Raw genomic sequence first — 17,278 nt, 5'->3', positions numbered from 1 at the left:
ATACCCTTAATTGTGTTTCTATAAGCATTTGCTTAAATATTATTTAAAAATAAGAAGATATTTTATAATTTCCCCTTATAGATAAATTTATTCTAATATTTAAAAATGAATGATACTAATTAAGAACTTTATATATTATACTATTTGATGAGGAAGGATGATGTCAATGGAAAAGAAAGAAGGATTTAGCTCCATAATGGGCTTTATACTTGTGGCAATAGGTCTTGCTTTAGGTATAGGAAGTCTTTGGAGGTTCCCCTATGTAGTTGGAGAAAACGGCGGAGCAATTTTTATAATTATGTACGTTGCAATTATTTTAATAATAGGCATACCTCTAATGACTTGTGAGATAACTATAGGGTTTGCATCACAAAAAACCGCCATTAAGGCCTATGAGTCTTTAGCTCCCGGAAAGAAATGGTACTATGCAGGTTATCTGCATCTACTTGCCGCAATACTTATTTTAGGATATACAGCACCTATTTATGCTTGGATATTTAAGTATGTAGTAGCAAGTTTTGGGGGCAGCTTAATGAATCTTTCAACAGATGAAATTGTAAACTTCTTTGAAAGCTTTAATGCTGACAAAAATGCAGTCTTTATTTATTTTGTAATTAATATTCTCCTTAATGTAGTTGTTATAGTTTTCGGTGTGCAAAAGGGTATAGAAAGAATTTCAAAAATACTTCTACCTGTGCTTTTTGCTATTATGGCTATAATTATAGTTTCATCTTTAAAACTTCAAGGAGCTATGGAAGGAGTAAGGTTTTTATTCTTACCTGATCCTTCAAAGTTTACTATGGATTCACTGCTTACCTGTTTAGGTCAGGCCTTTTTCGCCTTAGGCCTTGCAATGTTAGGCTCTATGGTTTTCGGATCTTACATAAAGAATAAGGATGAAGACATTTTTAAAAGTGCAAGTGTAGTGTGTATAGCCCTTATATTTGCAGGTATAGCTGCAGGGCTTATGATTATGCCTATAGTATTTGCCACTAAGCTTGAAGCTGCAGAGGGAGTTGCCCTAAGCTTTTTAACCTTGCCCAATGCCTTTAACATTATACCGGCAGGCAGGATTTTATCTCCTTTATTTTATCTGGGCTTTTATATTGCAGCCTTTACATCTTCAGTAGGAGTCCTTGAAGCTATAGTGGGTCTACTGAGTGAAGAGTATAAAATATCAAGAATTAAGGCAGTTTTAATAGCTGTAGCCTTTATACTTTTTATAGCATTTTTCTCCATAAGAAATAATGCTCTCTTTAAACTTTTGGACAAAATTGAAAGCAACTTCGTCCTTGTTATAGGATGCTTGTTAATTGCAATTTTTTGCGGCTACGTTTGGGGAATTGAAAACACTATGAATGCTGCCAATATAAAAAATCCACTTATTAGAAAGTGGATGGTTTTAAGTATTAAGTATATTTCTCCAATAGCTATAGTTGTAATTTTTATAACTCAGCTTCTATAAAATTAAATAATACATGAAAAGGCAGGTAGCTTTTATGGACCCGCCTTTTTTATTTGTCTTCAGTTAAATCTTAATCTTATATTTTTATAAGTGTTTAAAAATATTTTTACCTTCTATTTTTAAGCTTATTAATAATTGAGTAGACCTCTTCTGACTTTAATACTATAAGTGCCAAAAGATAAACAAAGCCTGCCAAAGCTATGGATAATAAAAGGGATATTGCTTGTCCTAAAAATCCTCCTAAAAATTCGAAGGCTATTTTTGACAAAAGACCCATAAGACCTGAAGCGATAATTATTTTTAAAAGCTCCTTGGAGGTCCTTTTAGTAAAAAGATTTCCTATTTTTAATCCGGCACTTAGGGTGATTAAAAGCGCCCCTATTATAAAGGATATAGTAGTTGCCAAGGCAAGGCCCTCTATTCCCATAAGCTTTACTAAAACAAGACTTAAAGCTATATTTATTGCCACCATAATAACAGAGTTTATAACAGGAGTTTTTGCATCCATAAAGGTGTAAAACACCCTCGATATTATTTCCCTAAAGCCTATGGCTATAATTCCAAAGGCATAAAAGGACAAAACTGTTGCTGTTAATGTAACGTCTTTTTCCAAGAAAGCTCCTCCTAAAAATAAGAGCCTCACTATGGGACCTGAGAATATAAAAAGGCCCAAGGATGCCGGTATAACTAAAATTGCCATGGTTAAAAGGGCGTCTCCCGTTTCTTCTTTAAGTCCCTTAAAATCTTTTTTAACTCCGTATTTTGCCATTTGTGGATAAACCGCAGTTACTATAGAGGTAACAACAATCCCTGTAACAAAGCTTTGAAGCTTATAGGCATAGTTTAAAGAAGATATGGCTCCTGAAAAAAGATCTGATGCCAAAGACTTGGATATTATAAAATTAAGCTCAATAACAGAAGTCGATATTAAAACAGGCAGAATTATCTTCATAAGATTTAAAAAGTTGTCTTCCCTTAAGTTGATTTTAAAGCTGTGTCTGTATCCGTTTTTCTTAATATAAGGTAAAAATATAAGATACTGACAAACAAAGCCTGCCAAAATTCCCCAGGCAAGATACTCAGCCCCGACCTTATAGGCAAAGGCCATGGAAGCAATTATTATAAGGTTCATAATTATTGCATGACAGACGGAAACTATAAAGTTCTTTTTTATTTGAAGATAGGCCTTAAATATAGAAAAAACAGAGGTCGCACACAGGCTTAAAAGGGATACCTTAGTCATAAAGGTGGCAAGCTCAAGCTTTTCTCCCTTAAATCCTATAGCCATAAGGTTAACTAAATCCTTGGCGAAAATTATACCTACTATTGAAATAATAAAAGTAAATATGAATACTATATTTGATAGATTTGCAGTAAAGTCGTCGGCTTTTTTGTAGGATTCCTTCTCTGCAATTTCATTGTAAATGGGAATATATCCATTTGCCGTTGCACCTGTTATAACATTGGTAAAGGTCATAGGAATTTGAAAAGCTACTAAAAATACATCTGCTACCATACCGGCACCGAAAAAATGTGCAAGAGCCTTTTCCCTTGCCAAACCGAAAATTTTTGAAATTATTGTTACAAGCATTAATATATATGATGTTTTCATAATTACCTCTTTTCCAACTAATTGTATCATATTCCCCTTATAAAAATATAATTTTAAGTCTTTTCAAATATTAAAAATTTCTTACGAAGTCTTGGTTTTTTAATTTTTAAAGACAAATTTTAAGTCCGACTCTATAGGATTTTTTTCTTGGAAGATTTACAAATCCTTTTAAATAAAATTCTTGCAATAAAAAATCATTGAGAGTATAATAAGTCCAATTATCATTTATCACTTCATCACAGTGCCTAATGATAATAATAAAAATAAGGAGGAAACGATGAAACGAATTTATAATTTCTCAGCAGGTCCGGCAATGTTACCCATAGAAGTCTTAGAGGAAGCTAAAAAAGATATGTTAAGCTACAAGGGCTGCGGTATGTCGGTTATGGAAATGAGCCATAGAAGCCCTGAGTATAGTGAAATCCATCAGGAAACAAAAACTTTATTAAAAGAACTTTTAAAAGTGGATGAAAATCACGAAATATTATTTTTACAAGGTGGCGCTTCATCGCAATTCTCCATGGTTCCTATGAACCTACTTGACCCTAAGGATAAAGCGGCCTATGTAATAACAGGTTCCTGGGCAAAAAAAGCTTATAAAGAGGCTTTACTTTTTGGAGATATAAGCATCCTTGCTAGCTCAGAGGATAAAAGCTTTAACTATATTCCCGACATTAAAGTGGATGAAATAGATCCCAAGACAAAGTATCTTTACCTATGTACCAACAACACTATTTATGGAACAAGAATTTCTCCTAGCCTTATTAATTCCATTAAAATACCAGCTCTACTTGTAGGAGATATGTCATCAAATATCCTGTCAGAGGACTATGACATGAATAGGTTTGACCTTGCCTTTGCAGGGGCACAAAAAAATCTCGGCCCCAGCGGTCTTACCCTTGTTGTTGTTAGAAAAGATATATTTAATAAGGAAAAGGGAAGTCTGCCGACTATGTTTGACTACAGAACTCACATAGAAAAGGATTCTCTTTATAACACTCCTCCCTGCTACAGCATTTATATCTGCGGTCTTGTTGCCAAGTGGCTTAAAAACCTTGGAGGAGTTAAGGAAATCGAAAAAATTAACAGAGAAAAATCCAAGCTTCTCTATGACTTTATAGATAACAGCAGGCTCTTTAAAAATGAAATTAAAGAAGAGGACAGATCCCTTATGAATGTAGTATTTGTAACAGGGGATAAAAATTTAGACGAATCCTTTGTTAAGGGAGCAAAAGAAAAGGGTCTTATTAACCTTAAAGGTCATCGATCTGTAGGAGGTATGAGGGCAAGTGTTTATAATGCCATGCCTTTAGAAGGAGTAAATGCCCTTATAGATTACATGAAGGATTTTGAAATAAATAACATTTAAGGAGAAAATATGAATAAAGCCATTAAAAATTATAAAATAAAAACTATTAACAATATATCAGCTAAAGGCTTGGCCCTTATCCCGGATAACTTCACATTCGGTCCCGATATAGATGAGGAAGATGCAATTTTAGTAAGAAGTGCCGATATGCACCACTACAATTTTTCAAAAAACATTCGTTATATAGGTAGAGCAGGTGCCGGAGTAAATAATATACCTGTGGAGCGCTGCTCAGAACTGGGCATAGTAGTTGCAAAGGCTCCGGGAGCCAATGCAAATGCAGTTAAGGAGCTGGTGGCTTCAGCCCTGCTTATGTCTTCAAGGGATATTATCGGAGGCATTGAGTGGGCTAAGACCTTAAAAGACGATTCTGACGCCGAGAAAGAAGTTGAAGCCTATAAGAAAAACTTTGCAGGTCCTGAAATCTACGGAAAGAACCTTGGAGTAATAGGCCTAGGTGCCACAGGAAAACTCGTCGCTTCCATGGGACTTGCCATGGGAATGAAGGTTTACGGAGTTGATCCCTTTATATCAATTCAAAATGCACTGACTCTGGACTCAAAGGTAAAATACCTGGAGGATCCCAAAGAGCTTTTTAAAATATGCGATTACATCTCCATTCATATACCTCTTTCAGATGCTACAAGGGGATATGTAAGTGCAGAGCTTCTTGAAAATGCTAAAAAAGGACTAAGACTTATTAATATAGCAAGAGGCGGATTAGTGGATATTGAAGCCCTAAAGAAAGCTCTGGATACAGGTCTTGTATCAAAGTATGTAGTGGACTTTCCCAATGCTGAAACTTTAAAGCTTAAAAATACGATTAATATCCCCCACCTAGGAGCATCAACACCTGAAAGTGAAGAAAACTCCGCAAAAATGATAGTAAATCAAATGGTCGACTATATGAACAACGGCAATATTAAAAACTCAGTGAACTTTCCCGATTGTGATATGGGAGTTTGCTCAAGCGTCCATAGAATTACAGTAAACCATAGAAATATACCTAACATGATCGGTCAAATTACTGCAGTTTTAGCAAACCGAAATATTAATATAGCCAATCTTCTAAACAGGCACAGGGATAAGTGGGCCTATACTATGATAGACATTGATTCAGAGGTGGATGAAGCCCTAAGAGATCAGTTGTGGAATATAGAAGGAGTAGTAAGAGTAAGATTAATTAAATAGGAGGAGTTATGGCAACAATAAAACCCTTTAAGGCTATAAGGCCCGTTAATAGTTCAGCAAGCCGCATTGCAGCCCTACCCTATGATGTATATTCAGTTGAAGAAGCAAAAGAAGAAATAAAAAGAGAAAATTTAAGCTTTCTTAAGGTTGATCTTCCTTTGGCAAGCCTTGAAGAAAACAGTCAAATTAATAAAAAAGATATTAACCTTAAAGCTCTTAATAATTTTAAAGAAATGGTTAATCAAGGTTACTTTGTAAAAGATAAAGAGGACTGCTTCTATCTATACAGACTTGAAAGCTCAGACCATAGTCAGACAGGACTTGTTTGTACGACCTCAGTAGATGAGTACTTAAATGATACTATTAAAAAACACGAGTATACAAGATCCGATAAGGAAGAGGACAGAACGGACCATATAGATAAGCTTGACGCCAATACCGGTCTGATTTTCCTAACCTATAGAACAAAAGCCGATATAAAAAACATTATTGAAAATGTAAAGAAAAGTGACCCCTATGTGGATTTTATAAGTCCTGACGGAGTAAGACACAGCCTTTGGCTAATAAAGGATAAAAGCACAATAGAGAAGCTCATAGAAGCTTTTAAAAAAGTGGAAAATCTTTATATTGCAGATGGCCATCATAGAAGTGCCTCTGCCGTAAAGGTTGCACAAGCTAGAAGAAAAGAGTTTCCAAATTACGGGGGCAATGAAGAATTTAACTACTTTATGTCAATTCTTTTTGACTCAGACAGCGTTAAAATCTACGACTATAACAGAGTAGTTAAAGATTTAAACAATAACAGTCCTAAAGAGCTTCTTAAGAAGCTATCAAAGGATTTTGACATCTTAAAGGTCAATAAAGCTTATAAACCTCAGTCAAAGGGACAGTTCGGGATGTATCTTAATGGAGATTGGTACAAGCTTACCTACAGGGGTGAGGAAATAAAGGACCCAATTGCAAAGCTTGATGTTTCAATTTTACAGAATAAGATTCTTTCTCCTTATCTTGGTATAAGAGATCCCAGAACCGACAACAGAATAGACTTTATCGGTGGAATAAGAGGAATGGAGGAATTGGAAAAGAGAGTTAAATCAGACATGAAGGTTGCCTTTTCACTTTACCCCACCTCTCTTGAAGAAGTAATGGGAATTGCAGATCTTAATTTTGTAATGCCTCCCAAGTCAACTTGGTTTGAGCCTAAGCCCAGATCAGGTTTGTTTATACATGAGCTGAAATAAAAAAAAAGAGTTTAATAGACCGGGCCTTCCGATTTATTAAACTCTTTTCTCTTGTAACTAATTTTAAAATTTATTCCTTGCCGAAGGGTTCACCTAAGTTATAGTAGGTAAAGGTTCCCGTTGCTAAAAGCTTTTCCTTATCATCATAAACCTTCACATCTATTACTAATATTTTCTTTCCTCTTTTTATAACCTTTGCCTCTGCAATAATCCTATGACTATTAACCGCTGCTGAAACAAAATTCAAGTTACTTGCCACAGTTGCAGTACCTGTACCATAGGATACTGAAGCTGAACCTGCAGCAATATCCGCCAGAGAAAATATTAAACCTCCGTGAACGCTGCCTACAGGATTAAAGTGATCTTCAACTAAATCCACTTCTACCTTCCCATAGCCTTCTCTTATTTCCGTAGTCTTTATTCCAAGGTGAATTGCATAGCGACTGTCTTCATTTTGTGCCCTTATATATTTATCATACTTACCCATTGTCTACCTCAATACTTTATTTCTTATTCTTCAAGGAAAGGTTTTTCAAGATTAAAAAAGGTAAAGGTACCTAGGGCTACAGCTTTGTTTTTATCGTCACTTACAGTTACTTCTACTACTATTACCTTTTTGCCTCTTTTTACCACTTTTGCATCGGCAACTATTTTTTCAGTGTTAAAGGCTGCTGAAACAAAATTCATGTTACTTGATAAGGTGGCGGTTTTACTTCCATAGGATACTGAGGCTGAGCCTGCTATTGTATCGGCTAAAGAAAATATTAAACCACCGTGAACGCTACCCATAGGATTAAAGTATTCTTTTTTAAGACTTATCTCTCCCTTAGCATAGCCTTCTTCCATTTTAGTGGTTATTATACCTAAATGAATTGCATAAAGGTTTTGTTCATTTCTTGCTTTTATATATTTATCGTACTTATCCATTGTTTACCTCAATTATATTTTTATAAGACTTTAAGAAAAGATTAAATACCATGACCTTAACATTATCTAAATCCTTTATTCCTTAAATTTTCTATCTTACTCTGTGAATGGATCCCTTTTTAACCTTAAGCATACTGCCTGTAAGCTTATAAATTGCATCTGAAATATAAGGCTCATGTCCTATAAGAATATAGTCCTCTTTATCATCTAAAGCATTAACTACCTTATCATAGTCCTTATTCATAGCAAGGTCATTTAAAATGTCAAAGTCGCAGTTAAATATCCTTGCAAATATTTCTGCAGTTTCCACAGCCCTTAAATAAGGTGAAGAGTATACTTTAAAATTTTCAGACTTAAAGCTTTCTTTAAAGTTTTTAAAATTTTCCTCCAGCTCAGCCTTGCCTTCAGGAGTAAGTCTTCTGTTAAAATCAGAATCGGCATAGGACTGAGCCTTGCCATGTCTAATTAAATAAATCATTTTTTCAAATTATAAAAGCTTTTCCAGCCTAGATAGTTTGAAGCAGCTCCAAGCTCATCTTCTATTCTCAAAAGTTGGTTATACTTTGCTACACGTTCAGATCTTGCCGGTGCTCCTGTTTTTATAAAGCCTGCGTTAGTTGCCACTGCAAGATCTGCAATAGTTGCATCTTCCGTTTCCCCTGACCTGTGAGAAATAAGAGCGGTCATGTTGTTGGACCTTGCCATATTTATAGCATCTAAGGTTTCTGTAAGAGTTCCTATTTGATTAAGTTTAATAAGAATGGAGTTGGCGCTTTTTTCCTCTATACCTCTTTCTAATCTTTTAGTATTAGTTACAAAAAGGTCATCTCCTACAAGTTGTACCTTATCTCCAAGCTCTTCATTTAAATGTTTCCAACCTTCCCAATCGTCTTCATTAAGTCCGTCTTCTATAGAGCAAATTGGATACTTTTCGCAAAGCTCTTTATAGTATTCTGTAAGCTCCTTGGAGTTGAATTTTCTGTTTTCACCCTTCATAAAGTAAATACCGTCTTCATAGAATTCTGAAGCTGCCACATCTAAAGCAAGACCTATATCTTTACCAGGAACAAGGTCTGATTTTTCTATAGCTTTTACTATTACATCAAGGGCTTGACTGTTACTTTTAAGATTTGGAGCAAAGCCTCCCTCATCTCCCACTCCTGTAGCAAGGCCCATTTCATTTAGAACCTTTTTTAGGTTATGGTAGACCCTTGCCCCCATTTCCATAGCTTGAGCAAAGGTTTTTGCTCCAAGGGGTAGAATCATAAATTCCTGAATATCCACATTATTATCGGCATGCTCTCCACCATTTAAAATATTCATCATAGGTACTGGCAGGGTCTTGGCATTAACTCCACCTATATATTGGTAAAGAGGAAGACCAAGTTCATCAGCGGCAGCCTTTGCAACTGCAAGAGATATTCCCAAAATTGCATTTGCTCCAAGCTTTGATTTGTTTTCACTTCCGTCAAGATTAATTAAAAACTTGTCTATACCTACTTGATCTAAAGCATCAAAAGAATACTCAAGCTCCTCTGCAACTTCATTTACATTATCTACTGCCTTTTTAACTCCCTTACCAAGGTATCTGTCTTCACCGTCTCTTAATTCAACAGCTTCATAGGCTCCTGTAGATGCTCCACTTGGTACAATTGCTCTGCCGAAGCCTCCAAGCTCAGTTGTAACCTCAACTTCAACTGTAGGGTTGCCCCTTGAGTCTAAAACTTCTCTACCATAAACATCAACTATATAACTCATTTTCTACTCCTTTATTAACAATGATTTGCCCGTCATTTCTACAGGCTTTTCTATAGCCAACAATTCTAAAATAGTAGGTGCTATATCACATAGGGCACCTTGGGAAATTTTATAACCTTTCCCTCCGTATAAAAATACCGGAACAGGGTTGGTGGTATGACTTGTTACAGGACTTCCGTCTTCTGCTATCATCTCTTCGCAATTACCATGGTCTGCCGTAATTATAGCTCCCCCACCTACTTGATCAAGCTTATTTAAAATTCTATTAAGGCATTTATCTACAGCTTCGACTGCCTTTACAGCCGCCTCAAGAGAACCTGTGTGTCCCACCATATCAGTATTGGCAAAGTTTAGGATTATACAATCGTAAACCCTTTCATCAAGTTTTTTTATAAGCTCATCAGTTACCTCATAGGCGCTCATTTCAGGTTTAAGATCATAAGTTGCAACCTTAGGTGATGGAACAAGAACTCTATCCTCTCCCTTATAAGGAGTTTCCCTGCCTCCGTTAAAGAAAAAGGTTACATGGGCATATTTCTCTGTTTCCGCTATTCTAAGTTGTCTTTTGCCCTCCCTTGCAAGAATTTCTCCAAGAGTTTTCTCAGGTCTTATCTCTTCAAATGCTATGTGAGTATGGGGAATGGTAGTATCATATTCTGTTAGGGTAGTCATATAGACCCTAATCCTATCTCTTTTAAAGCCTTCAAAGTTTTCATCCTGAAAGGCCCTTACTATTTGTCTTGCTCTGTCGGGTCTGAAGTTAAAGAAAATAAGACTGTCATCTTCCTTAATTCTTACAGGTTCCTTACCATCTTCTTTTATATATCCGGGAACTACAAACTCATCAAAAATTTTTCTTTCATAGTTTGCTATAATAAGATCCTCGGCACTTTCATAGGACTCTCCTTTTGATTCAGTAACATCGTCATAATAGAGTTTTGTCCTATCCCAGCGTTTGTCCCTGTCCATGGCATAATATCTTCCTGAAAGAGTAACAATTTTTCCAATGCCTATGTCAGCTAATTTTTCTTCAAACTCCTTTATATCATTAAGACCGCTGTCAGGGGCCACGTCCCTTCCGTCAAGAATTCCATGGATATATACATCCTTAAGTCCTTCCTTTTTTGCCATTTTAACTAAGGCTACAAGATGATCCATGTGAGAGTGAACTCCGCCCTTTGATAGAAGGCCCATTAGATGTAGAGCTGACTTTTTATCCAGGGCGTTTTTCATAGTGTCCTTTAAAACTTTATTTTCAAAAAAACTTCCATTTTTTATAGAGTTTGATATTCTACTTAAATCTTGGTAAACAACTCTACCTGAACCTATATTTAAGTGACCTACCTCGGAATTTCCCATTTGTCCCTCAGGAAGCCCCACAGCCTCTCCAGATGTTAAAAGTTGTGAATAGGGACAGGTTTTGTAAAGTCTATCTATAGTTTCTTTTTTTGCCAGCTTAACGGCATTGCCTTCATAGTCTTTGCCTAAGCCGAATCCGTCTAATATTATTAACATTACCGGTTTCATATTATACCTCGTAATTTATAAGTTTTTTGAAGCTTTCGCTTTTAAGAGAAGCTCCTCCTACTAAAACTCCATCTATGTTATCTCTTGCCATAAGGTCTGAAATATTTTCAGCTTTAACGGATCCTCCATAAAGAATTCTAATTAAGGATGCTTCATCTTCACCGTAAAGCTCTTTAATAGTTTTTCTAATAAAGAAGCACATTTTTTCAGCATCTTCCCCACTACAGGTTTTGCCTGTTCCTATAGCCCAAATAGGTTCATAGGCAAGGATAATATTTTTGCCCCTAATGTCTATATTTTTTAAGGAATTTATAAGCTGATTCTTAACAAAATCCTCTTCTTTACTTCTATCTCTTATTTCTTGATTTTCCCCAAGACATAAAATTACATGGAATCCATCCTCTAAAGCCTTCTTCGCCTTATCTCTTACAATTTCATTATCTTCCTTAAAGATTTCTCTTCTTTCAGAGTGGCCTACTATTACATCCTTTACACCTAAAGTCAAAAGCATATCTGAGGATATTTCTCCTGTATAGGCTCCATTTTCATATTGGGATATATTTTGTGCCCCTACTCTTATTTCACTATTTAATGCGACTTTAAGAGCTGCAGGAATAGAAGTAAATGGTGGAAATACAATAACCTCATGATTATCTTTAATATCACATTTAACTAAATCCTCTAAAAGCTTTTCAGCCTCAAGATGATTTATATTCATTTTCCAATTTCCCGCTATAATCTTTTTTCTCATTTTCTCTCCTCAATGCATTTTATTCCCGGAAGCTCCTTGCCCTCTATCATTTCAAGGCTGGCTCCTCCACCTGTTGATATATGGGAAATCTTGTCTCCATATCCGGATTTTTCAGCTGCAGAAGCGGAATCTCCTCCACCTATTATAGTTAAAGCTCCGTCTAAGCTTGCCAAGGTCTTTGCTATTTCAAAGGTTCCCCTTGCAAACTCATCTATTTCAAAAACTCCTGCAGGTCCGTTCCAAATTACCATTTTTGCTCCCTCAAGTTCTTTTTTAATATTTTCAATGGATTTTTCTCCTATATCCACTCCTATTAAGTCTGAACCTATATGTTTTATGTCTTCCATCTGTCCCTTTTGTCCCTCTTTAATTTCAGAAACAGCAAGAACGTCTACAGGCAGTACCAATTTTACTCCCTTTTCTTTAGCCTTTTTTAAAAGATTAAGGGCTACATCAAGTTTATCTTCCTCAACAAGAGATTTTCCCACTTCATAACCCTCTGCCTTAATAAAGGTAAAAGCCATGGCTCCTACTATAAGTATTTTATCTACCTTGTTAATAAGATTTTCAATTACTCCTATTTTGTCTGAAACCTTTGCTCCTCCAAGGATTACTACAAAGGGTCTTTTTGGATTTTCAATACTGTCTGAAAGATACTTTACTTCCTTTTCAACTAAAAGCCCCATGGCTGAAGGTAAAAATTCCGATACTCCCACATTTGAAGCATGGGCTCTGTGGCTGGTGCCGAAGGCATCATTTATATAAATATCCGCCTCTTCACTTAGGTCCTTAGCAAAGGATTTTTCATTTTCAGTTTCTTCAGGTCTAAATCTGGTATTTTCAAGTAGGGCTATTTCTCCGGGCCTTAAATTTTTAAGCTCACCCTTTACCCTTTCATTAATTACATCCTTATCTTCTATGAACTTAACCTCTCTATTTAAAAGCTCTGACATTCTATGGGCAACAGGCTTAAGGCTAAGATCTTTTTTGTAGCTGCCCTTTGGTCTTCCTAAGTGACTTATAACAATAAGAGATCCCCCTTGATCTAAAATATAATTCATAGTAGGCAGGCTCTTTACTATACGGGTGTCATCAGTTATCTTTCCGTCCTTTATAGGAACATTTAAGTCTGATCTTAGCAAAACTTTTTTATCTTTAAAATCAAAATCCTTTAAAGTTTTTTTCATACTTCCTCCATAATCCTAAACTATTTTAAATTTGCAATAAATAAGCGAAAACCCTAAGGTTCTCGCCAATTTTTAAAGTTTTTGTGCTACAAGGCTTGTAAGGTCTATAACCCTTTCTGAATAACCCCATTCATTATCATACCAAGCTATACACTTAACCATTTTATCTTTTATAAGAGTTAAAGAAGCATCAAAAATACAAGAATGTTCGTTTTGAATAATATCCGAAGACACAATAGGATCTTCAGTATATTCAAGAACTCCCTTTAATTCATTGTCAGCGGCTTTCTTTAAAGCTGCATTAATTTCTTCAACTGTAACTTCCTTTTCAACTTCATAGGTAACATCTACAAGAGATCCTGTAGCTACGGGAACTCTTACAGCCATACCTGTTAATATTCCTTCAACTTCAGGGATTACCAAAGATACAGCCTTAGCTGCTCCGGTAGTTGTAGGAACTATATTTTCAGCTGCTGCTCTGGCACGTCTGGGATCCTTGTGAACTGAGTCGTGGATGTTTTGGTCGTTGGTATAGGCATGGATAGTAGTCATTAGCCCTCTTTTAATGCCGAAGTTGTCTAAAATTACCTTAGTTAAAGGCGCAAGACAGTTTGTTGTACAGGAAGCTGAAGATATAATGTTGTGGTTCTTAGGATCATATTCCTTATCATTAACACCAATTACAAAAGTGTGGTCGACCCCTTTGCCGGGCGCTGTAATAATAACCTTCTTAGCCCCTGCATCAAGGTGTCCTTGACATTGTTCCTTGGATCTGAAAGCACCTGAAGATTCTATTACTACATCTACTCCTAATTCTTTCCAGTTCATTTCCTCAGGTTTTTTACTTTCTAAAAAGGTAACCTTTTTACCATTTACTTTAAAACCGTCATCAAGAACTTCAATTTCTCCCGGGAATTTTCTGTATATAGTGTCATACTTAAAAAGATTTATTCTATCCTTCATAGTGTCACTTAATCTTCTTGCCGTTACATGAGTTATTTCAAAACCCGGGTTCTCACTTAGAGCCCATATTCTTAAAACATCTCTTCCTATTCTTCCAAAACCGTTAATTGCTACCTTAACTGTCATCTTTTACCTCCTAATTTAATAATTTCCTTTGCCGCACTTTCATCTATTACTAAAACCATGTCACTTCTCAAATTAGAAATGGATATTATAGCCTCAGCCTTTTCAGCCCCTCCGGCTACAGCGAAAACTCTGGGAATTTTCAAAAAATCCTTCAGGGATATACCTATGCTTTTAGCCTCGTAAATCTCTTTGCCCTTAATGTCGAAATAGTGGCCTATTACTTCAGATACGGCACCCTTATCTAAAATTTCTTTTTTTGTAGCTTCATCTATTCCCTTACGTTGAAGCATTTCATCAGCCCTACCTATGCCGAAAATAAAAAGGTCAAGATTCTTAAGCATATTGTAGGTTTCGCTAACCTCTTCATTTTCAAGAAGCATATTTAAAGCTTCTTTAGAAACAGCATCAGGAACAGGCAAGACCTTATAGTTGCAATGAAGCTTTGTTGCCATAGTGGCAGCTATGGAGTTGGATTGATAATCTGCAACTTTACCTAAAGATCCCCTGGCAGGAATAATAGTAAGATCAAGATCCCTTTTATTTTCACTTAACCTATCGGCTATAGCTCTTAGAGTTTTGCCTCCGGTAATTCCCATATAATCTCCATCGCAAATGCTTAAATTAATAAGTCTTGCTGTGGCTGATCCTAAATTTATAAAGGCATAATCATCACTTGATGAATCCCCCTTTACAACTATAGTTTCAGCTATTCCCAAAATAGATGCTATTCTATTTCCCAGTTCAGTAAGATTGTTTAGGTCCCTATATACTTCATAGAATCTTTTTAAATTTATCCTACCTTCTTTTTTTATAGTTATCCCTGATGAATCCACTGACACACAATCCATTTCTGTCAGCTTTGCAATCTCTTCTCTAATAATTCTTTCAGGAATATTAAGTTTACTTGAAAGAGTTCTTCTGCCAACAATCCCCTCTCTATTTAAAAACTCCAATATTTCATATCTTCTAATGAAAATGTCCCTAAATTCAGGTACAAAAGTGCTAATAAGTTCAGCATTCATATCTATCCCTCATTTTCTATCCATCCCATTCATATAACTTTTGTCCCACCAATTAGAAAAAAATAATTCTTCAAAATACTATAATAAATATACCATAGTCCCTGCCTTTGTCAATAAAAATCACCCTTAAGCACAGGGCTTAAAGGCGAAATTTTAGAACCTGTTATAGTGAATTTTTGAAAAGTCCGGAGCTTTTTCATCAGCCTCTTTAATCTTTCCTCCCAGTCCTATAACACACTCTATATGAAAGCTTTCAGGTATGAAAAATTTATCCTTTAGGTAGTCCTCAGAAGTCTTTGTGTCATTGTATCTTGCCCCTATAACATTTGCCCAGCAGGATCCCAAGCCTTCATCCTCTACTGCAAGTTGAAGATAAGCTGCCGCTATGGAAGCATCTTGTCTGTAAGTAGGAGCGGACTTGTCGCAACAAACTATAATAGCAACCTTGGCTTCCTTTAAAAAAGCGGATCCCATAGGTTTTAGTTCAGATGCTACTTCTATATCCTTTTGATTTTTTAAAACCACAAATTCAATTTTCTTTGAGTTGGCGCCTGTAGGTGCTAAAAGCCCTGAGGCCAAAATTTTCTTAAGCTTGTCTTCATCTATCTCTTCATTGGAAAACTTCCTGTAGGATCTTCTCCTTTTAGCTAATTCGTAAAACATTTTTTCCTCCTTATTACTTTATAATTTTCTTATTACTATATATTATACTACCCTATTTGATATAATTGTCATGAGGTGTGCAATGAAACTCTTAGAAGAAAAAATTTTAAATGACGGAAAAATTTTAGAAGATAATATAATTAAGGTAGATTCCTTTTTAAATCATCGTTTAGAAACGGACTTTTTAAACAAACTCGCCGAAGAAATTTCAAGGTATTTTTCAGGCAGAGGGATTAATAAAATCTTGACTATTGAAGCTTCAGGTATAGCCCTGGCTATTTTAACAGCTTATCATATGGACAATATCCCTGTGGTCTTCGCCAAAAAATCCAAGTCCAAAAATATTGAAGGGGATGTTTTCTCATCACAGGTCAAATCCTATACATATGATAAAACCTATTCAGTAACTGTTTCAAAAAAATATCTTTCACAAGGGGATAGGCTCCTTATTATAGATGACTTTTTAGCAACAGGACTTGCTATGGAAGGGCTTATTGATATATCTAATCAAGCCTGTGCCGAAATTAAGGGTTTATCAGTAGCAGTAGAAAAGGGCTTTCAAAAAGGCGGCGACAGTTTAAGAGAAAAAGGCTATGATCTTTTGTCCCTTGCCATTGTAGACACTATAGATGAAGGTAAAATAATCTTTAGGTCCTAGTTGCCTTTAATAAAGCTTTATAAGCATCAATAAAAAACAGCGATTTGCTTCTGATTCTTTCACTAGGCAAACCGCTTATTTTTTGCAGAACTTATTTATTTATAGCATCAAGTCTTTCTAAAAGACTTTTTGTATCTTCACAATTGGCATACAAGTACCTTAAAGGTTCCATTGCATGAATATGTCTTCTCTTGGACATGGCATTTACTCCATCCTCTACCACTGTTACATTATATCCAGCATCAGCTAAGTCCCTTACAGATGTTGAAACACATTGATCTGTATAAAATCCCGTTACTATAACATTTTCTATAGACAAATTCCTAAGAATTCTGTCTATAGGGGTGCCTACCATAATACCGGAACAGGTTTTAGTTAAAACTATTTCTCCCTTAAGTGGCTCAGCCTCTTTACAGAATTCAGTTGCAAGACTTCCCGGCGGATAGTACATTCCGGCTGATGCATGTAGCCTGCCTGTATCTTCAGCTCCCGGTAAAAGAGACTCTATTTTTACGTGAATTGGTTTTATTCCCACCTGTCTGCACTTATTTAAAATCTTTTCTATCTTCTTTAGGGTTTCACCTTCGTGTTCCACCTGTCTGTCAACTATATCTTTTATTTCCTCAAGGTTATAGCCCATATCCCTATAGGACTTTTCTATAAACTCTCTATAGTGGATCTTCTGTGCATCTATAATAACTAAAACTGTGTTTTTAGGATTAACCTCCATTTTTTCACTATACATAAGATCTTTAAGTTTATAATAGTGATCTTCAGTAAAGTCGTCCAACCTTTTATCTATGTCCATAATCTTCTCC

17 protein-coding genes are annotated in these 17,278 nt (G+C 35.7%); 5 read left to right on the top strand and 12 right to left on the bottom strand.

The genetic code is table 11. The annotated features are described in order from the left end of the window. Positions 1 to 166 precede the first annotated feature (166 nt). Entirely contained in the window at positions 167 to 1,465 is a 1,299-nt protein-coding gene (locus tag PEPCATONIAE_RS05190; protein WP_138159970.1) for a sodium-dependent transporter, read from the top strand. Positions 1,466 to 1,571: 106 nt separating this feature from the next. Here PEPCATONIAE_RS05190 and murJ read toward each other — a convergent pair whose 3' ends face one another. After that, positions 1,572 to 3,107: a murein biosynthesis integral membrane protein MurJ gene (murJ, locus tag PEPCATONIAE_RS05185; protein ID WP_346265074.1), complete on the bottom strand. Its 1,536-nt coding sequence runs from the start codon at positions 3,105 to 3,107 to the stop codon at positions 1,572 to 1,574. Between the two features lie 247 nt (positions 3,108 to 3,354). Here murJ and serC point away from each other — a divergent pair, with 247 nt between their 5' ends. From serC to PEPCATONIAE_RS05170, 3 genes are read left to right on the top strand one after another with little or no spacing between them, the layout of a single operon-like run. Next, positions 3,355 to 4,446 carry a 3-phosphoserine/phosphohydroxythreonine transaminase gene (gene serC / locus PEPCATONIAE_RS05180; RefSeq protein ID WP_138159968.1) on the top strand — a complete coding sequence of 364 codons (1,092 nt, stop codon included), beginning with the start codon at positions 3,355 to 3,357 and terminating at the stop codon, positions 4,444 to 4,446. 9 nt (positions 4,447 to 4,455) lie between these two features. Next, a complete protein-coding gene (locus tag PEPCATONIAE_RS05175) occupies positions 4,456 to 5,637 on the top strand; it encodes a phosphoglycerate dehydrogenase (RefSeq protein WP_138159966.1) in 1,182 nt (393 codons plus the stop codon). An 8-nt stretch (positions 5,638 to 5,645) separates the two neighbouring features. Beyond that, entirely contained in the window at positions 5,646 to 6,878 is a 1,233-nt protein-coding gene (locus PEPCATONIAE_RS05170) for a DUF1015 domain-containing protein (protein ID WP_138159964.1), read from the top strand. Between the two features lie 70 nt (positions 6,879 to 6,948). On the opposite strand, the gene PEPCATONIAE_RS05165 is transcribed toward PEPCATONIAE_RS05170, so the two are convergent. The 10 genes from PEPCATONIAE_RS05165 to PEPCATONIAE_RS05120 form a co-directional block, all read right to left on the bottom strand. Then, positions 6,949 to 7,365: a PaaI family thioesterase gene (locus PEPCATONIAE_RS05165; protein ID WP_138159962.1), complete on the bottom strand. Its 417-nt coding sequence runs from the start codon at positions 7,363 to 7,365 to the stop codon at positions 6,949 to 6,951. Between the two features lie 23 nt (positions 7,366 to 7,388). Further along, positions 7,389 to 7,805 carry a PaaI family thioesterase gene (locus PEPCATONIAE_RS05160; protein WP_138159960.1) on the bottom strand — a complete coding sequence of 139 codons (417 nt, stop codon included), beginning with the start codon at positions 7,803 to 7,805 and terminating at the stop codon, positions 7,389 to 7,391. A 91-nt stretch (positions 7,806 to 7,896) separates the two neighbouring features. Next, positions 7,897 to 8,283 carry a SixA phosphatase family protein gene (locus tag PEPCATONIAE_RS05155; RefSeq protein ID WP_138159958.1) on the bottom strand — a complete coding sequence of 129 codons (387 nt, stop codon included), beginning with the start codon at positions 8,281 to 8,283 and terminating at the stop codon, positions 7,897 to 7,899. Further along, entirely contained in the window at positions 8,280 to 9,563 is a 1,284-nt protein-coding gene (gene eno / locus PEPCATONIAE_RS05150; RefSeq protein ID WP_138159956.1) for a phosphopyruvate hydratase, read from the bottom strand. The genes PEPCATONIAE_RS05155 and eno overlap by 4 nt, the downstream gene beginning before the upstream one ends. Before the next feature lie 3 nt (positions 9,564 to 9,566). Then, positions 9,567 to 11,090, bottom strand: a complete 1,524-nt coding sequence (gene gpmI, locus PEPCATONIAE_RS05145; RefSeq protein WP_138159954.1) for a 2,3-bisphosphoglycerate-independent phosphoglycerate mutase — start codon at positions 11,088 to 11,090, stop codon at positions 9,567 to 9,569. A gap of 1 nt (position 11,091) precedes the next feature. Further along, on the bottom strand, positions 11,092 to 11,841 hold the full coding sequence (tpiA, locus tag PEPCATONIAE_RS05140; protein WP_138159952.1) for a triose-phosphate isomerase: 750 nt from the start codon (positions 11,839 to 11,841) through the stop codon (positions 11,092 to 11,094). Continuing rightward, positions 11,838 to 13,028 (bottom strand): phosphoglycerate kinase, encoded by a 1,191-nt coding sequence (locus tag PEPCATONIAE_RS05135; protein WP_138159950.1) that lies wholly within the window; start codon positions 13,026 to 13,028, stop codon positions 11,838 to 11,840. Before PEPCATONIAE_RS05135 ends, tpiA begins: the two co-directional genes overlap by 4 nt. Before the next feature lie 72 nt (positions 13,029 to 13,100). Beyond that, the gene (gene gap, locus PEPCATONIAE_RS05130; RefSeq protein ID WP_138159948.1) at positions 13,101 to 14,117 is read right to left on the bottom strand and encodes a type I glyceraldehyde-3-phosphate dehydrogenase; all 1,017 of its coding nucleotides are present in this window, start codon (positions 14,115 to 14,117) and stop codon (positions 13,101 to 13,103) included. After that, complete coding sequence (locus tag PEPCATONIAE_RS05125) at positions 14,114 to 15,139, bottom strand: sugar-binding transcriptional regulator (protein ID WP_138159947.1); 1,026 nt, start codon at positions 15,137 to 15,139, stop codon at positions 14,114 to 14,116. The genes gap and PEPCATONIAE_RS05125 overlap by 4 nt, the downstream gene beginning before the upstream one ends. 153 nt (positions 15,140 to 15,292) lie before the next feature. Next, the gene (locus PEPCATONIAE_RS05120; RefSeq protein WP_138159945.1) at positions 15,293 to 15,802 is read right to left on the bottom strand and encodes a nitroreductase family protein; all 510 of its coding nucleotides are present in this window, start codon (positions 15,800 to 15,802) and stop codon (positions 15,293 to 15,295) included. 82 nt (positions 15,803 to 15,884) lie between these two features. Here PEPCATONIAE_RS05120 and PEPCATONIAE_RS05115 point away from each other — a divergent pair, with 82 nt between their 5' ends. Beyond that, positions 15,885 to 16,460 (top strand): xanthine phosphoribosyltransferase, encoded by a 576-nt coding sequence (locus PEPCATONIAE_RS05115; protein ID WP_138159943.1) that lies wholly within the window; start codon positions 15,885 to 15,887, stop codon positions 16,458 to 16,460. Positions 16,461 to 16,551: 91 nt separating this feature from the next. Here the strand turns inward: PEPCATONIAE_RS05115 and PEPCATONIAE_RS05110 are convergent, their stop codons facing one another. After that, on the bottom strand, positions 16,552 to 17,268 hold the full coding sequence (locus PEPCATONIAE_RS05110) for a cysteine hydrolase family protein (protein WP_138159942.1): 717 nt from the start codon (positions 17,266 to 17,268) through the stop codon (positions 16,552 to 16,554). Positions 17,269 to 17,278: the final 10 nt, after the last annotated feature.

This window comes from Peptoniphilus catoniae (assembly GCF_901447155.2).
GTDB classification, from domain to species: domain Bacteria; phylum Bacillota; class Clostridia; order Tissierellales; family Peptoniphilaceae; genus Peptoniphilus_E; species Peptoniphilus_E catoniae.
The sequence above is the reverse complement of the archived record's forward strand: the minus strand, read 5'-3'. Positions and strand labels throughout refer to the sequence as shown.

What these genes read in the sequence shown, in the direction of transcription:
- PEPCATONIAE_RS05125 (WP_138159947.1), bottom strand. Translation starts at nt 15,139, where the DNA reads ATGAATGCTGAACTTATTAGCACTTTTGTACCTGAATTTAGGGACATT.
- serC (WP_138159968.1), top strand. Translation starts at nt 3,355, where the DNA reads ATGAAACGAATTTATAATTTCTCAGCAGGTCCGGCAATGTTACCCATA.
- gap (WP_138159948.1), bottom strand. Translation starts at nt 14,117, where the DNA reads ATGACAGTTAAGGTAGCAATTAACGGTTTTGGAAGAATAGGAAGAGAT.
- PEPCATONIAE_RS05110 (WP_138159942.1), bottom strand. Translation starts at nt 17,268, where the DNA reads ATGGACATAGATAAAAGGTTGGACGACTTTACTGAAGATCACTATTAT.
- PEPCATONIAE_RS05170 (WP_138159964.1), top strand. Translation starts at nt 5,646, where the DNA reads ATGGCAACAATAAAACCCTTTAAGGCTATAAGGCCCGTTAATAGTTCA.
- PEPCATONIAE_RS05135 (WP_138159950.1), bottom strand. Translation starts at nt 13,028, where the DNA reads ATGAAAAAAACTTTAAAGGATTTTGATTTTAAAGATAAAAAAGTTTTG.
- eno (WP_138159956.1), bottom strand. Translation starts at nt 9,563, where the DNA reads ATGAGTTATATAGTTGATGTTTATGGTAGAGAAGTTTTAGACTCAAGG.
- tpiA (WP_138159952.1), bottom strand. Translation starts at nt 11,841, where the DNA reads ATGAGAAAAAAGATTATAGCGGGAAATTGGAAAATGAATATAAATCAT.
- PEPCATONIAE_RS05165 (WP_138159962.1), bottom strand. Translation starts at nt 7,365, where the DNA reads ATGGGTAAGTATGATAAATATATAAGGGCACAAAATGAAGACAGTCGC.
- PEPCATONIAE_RS05175 (WP_138159966.1), top strand. Translation starts at nt 4,456, where the DNA reads ATGAATAAAGCCATTAAAAATTATAAAATAAAAACTATTAACAATATA.
- PEPCATONIAE_RS05115 (WP_138159943.1), top strand. Translation starts at nt 15,885, where the DNA reads ATGAAACTCTTAGAAGAAAAAATTTTAAATGACGGAAAAATTTTAGAA.
- PEPCATONIAE_RS05155 (WP_138159958.1), bottom strand. Translation starts at nt 8,283, where the DNA reads ATGATTTATTTAATTAGACATGGCAAGGCTCAGTCCTATGCCGATTCT.
- PEPCATONIAE_RS05160 (WP_138159960.1), bottom strand. Translation starts at nt 7,805, where the DNA reads ATGGATAAGTACGATAAATATATAAAAGCAAGAAATGAACAAAACCTT.
- PEPCATONIAE_RS05120 (WP_138159945.1), bottom strand. Translation starts at nt 15,802, where the DNA reads ATGTTTTACGAATTAGCTAAAAGGAGAAGATCCTACAGGAAGTTTTCC.
- murJ (WP_346265074.1), bottom strand. Translation starts at nt 3,107, where the DNA reads ATGATACAATTAGTTGGAAAAGAGGTAATTATGAAAACATCATATATA.
- gpmI (WP_138159954.1), bottom strand. Translation starts at nt 11,090, where the DNA reads ATGAAACCGGTAATGTTAATAATATTAGACGGATTCGGCTTAGGCAAA.
- PEPCATONIAE_RS05190 (WP_138159970.1), top strand. Translation starts at nt 167, where the DNA reads ATGGAAAAGAAAGAAGGATTTAGCTCCATAATGGGCTTTATACTTGTG.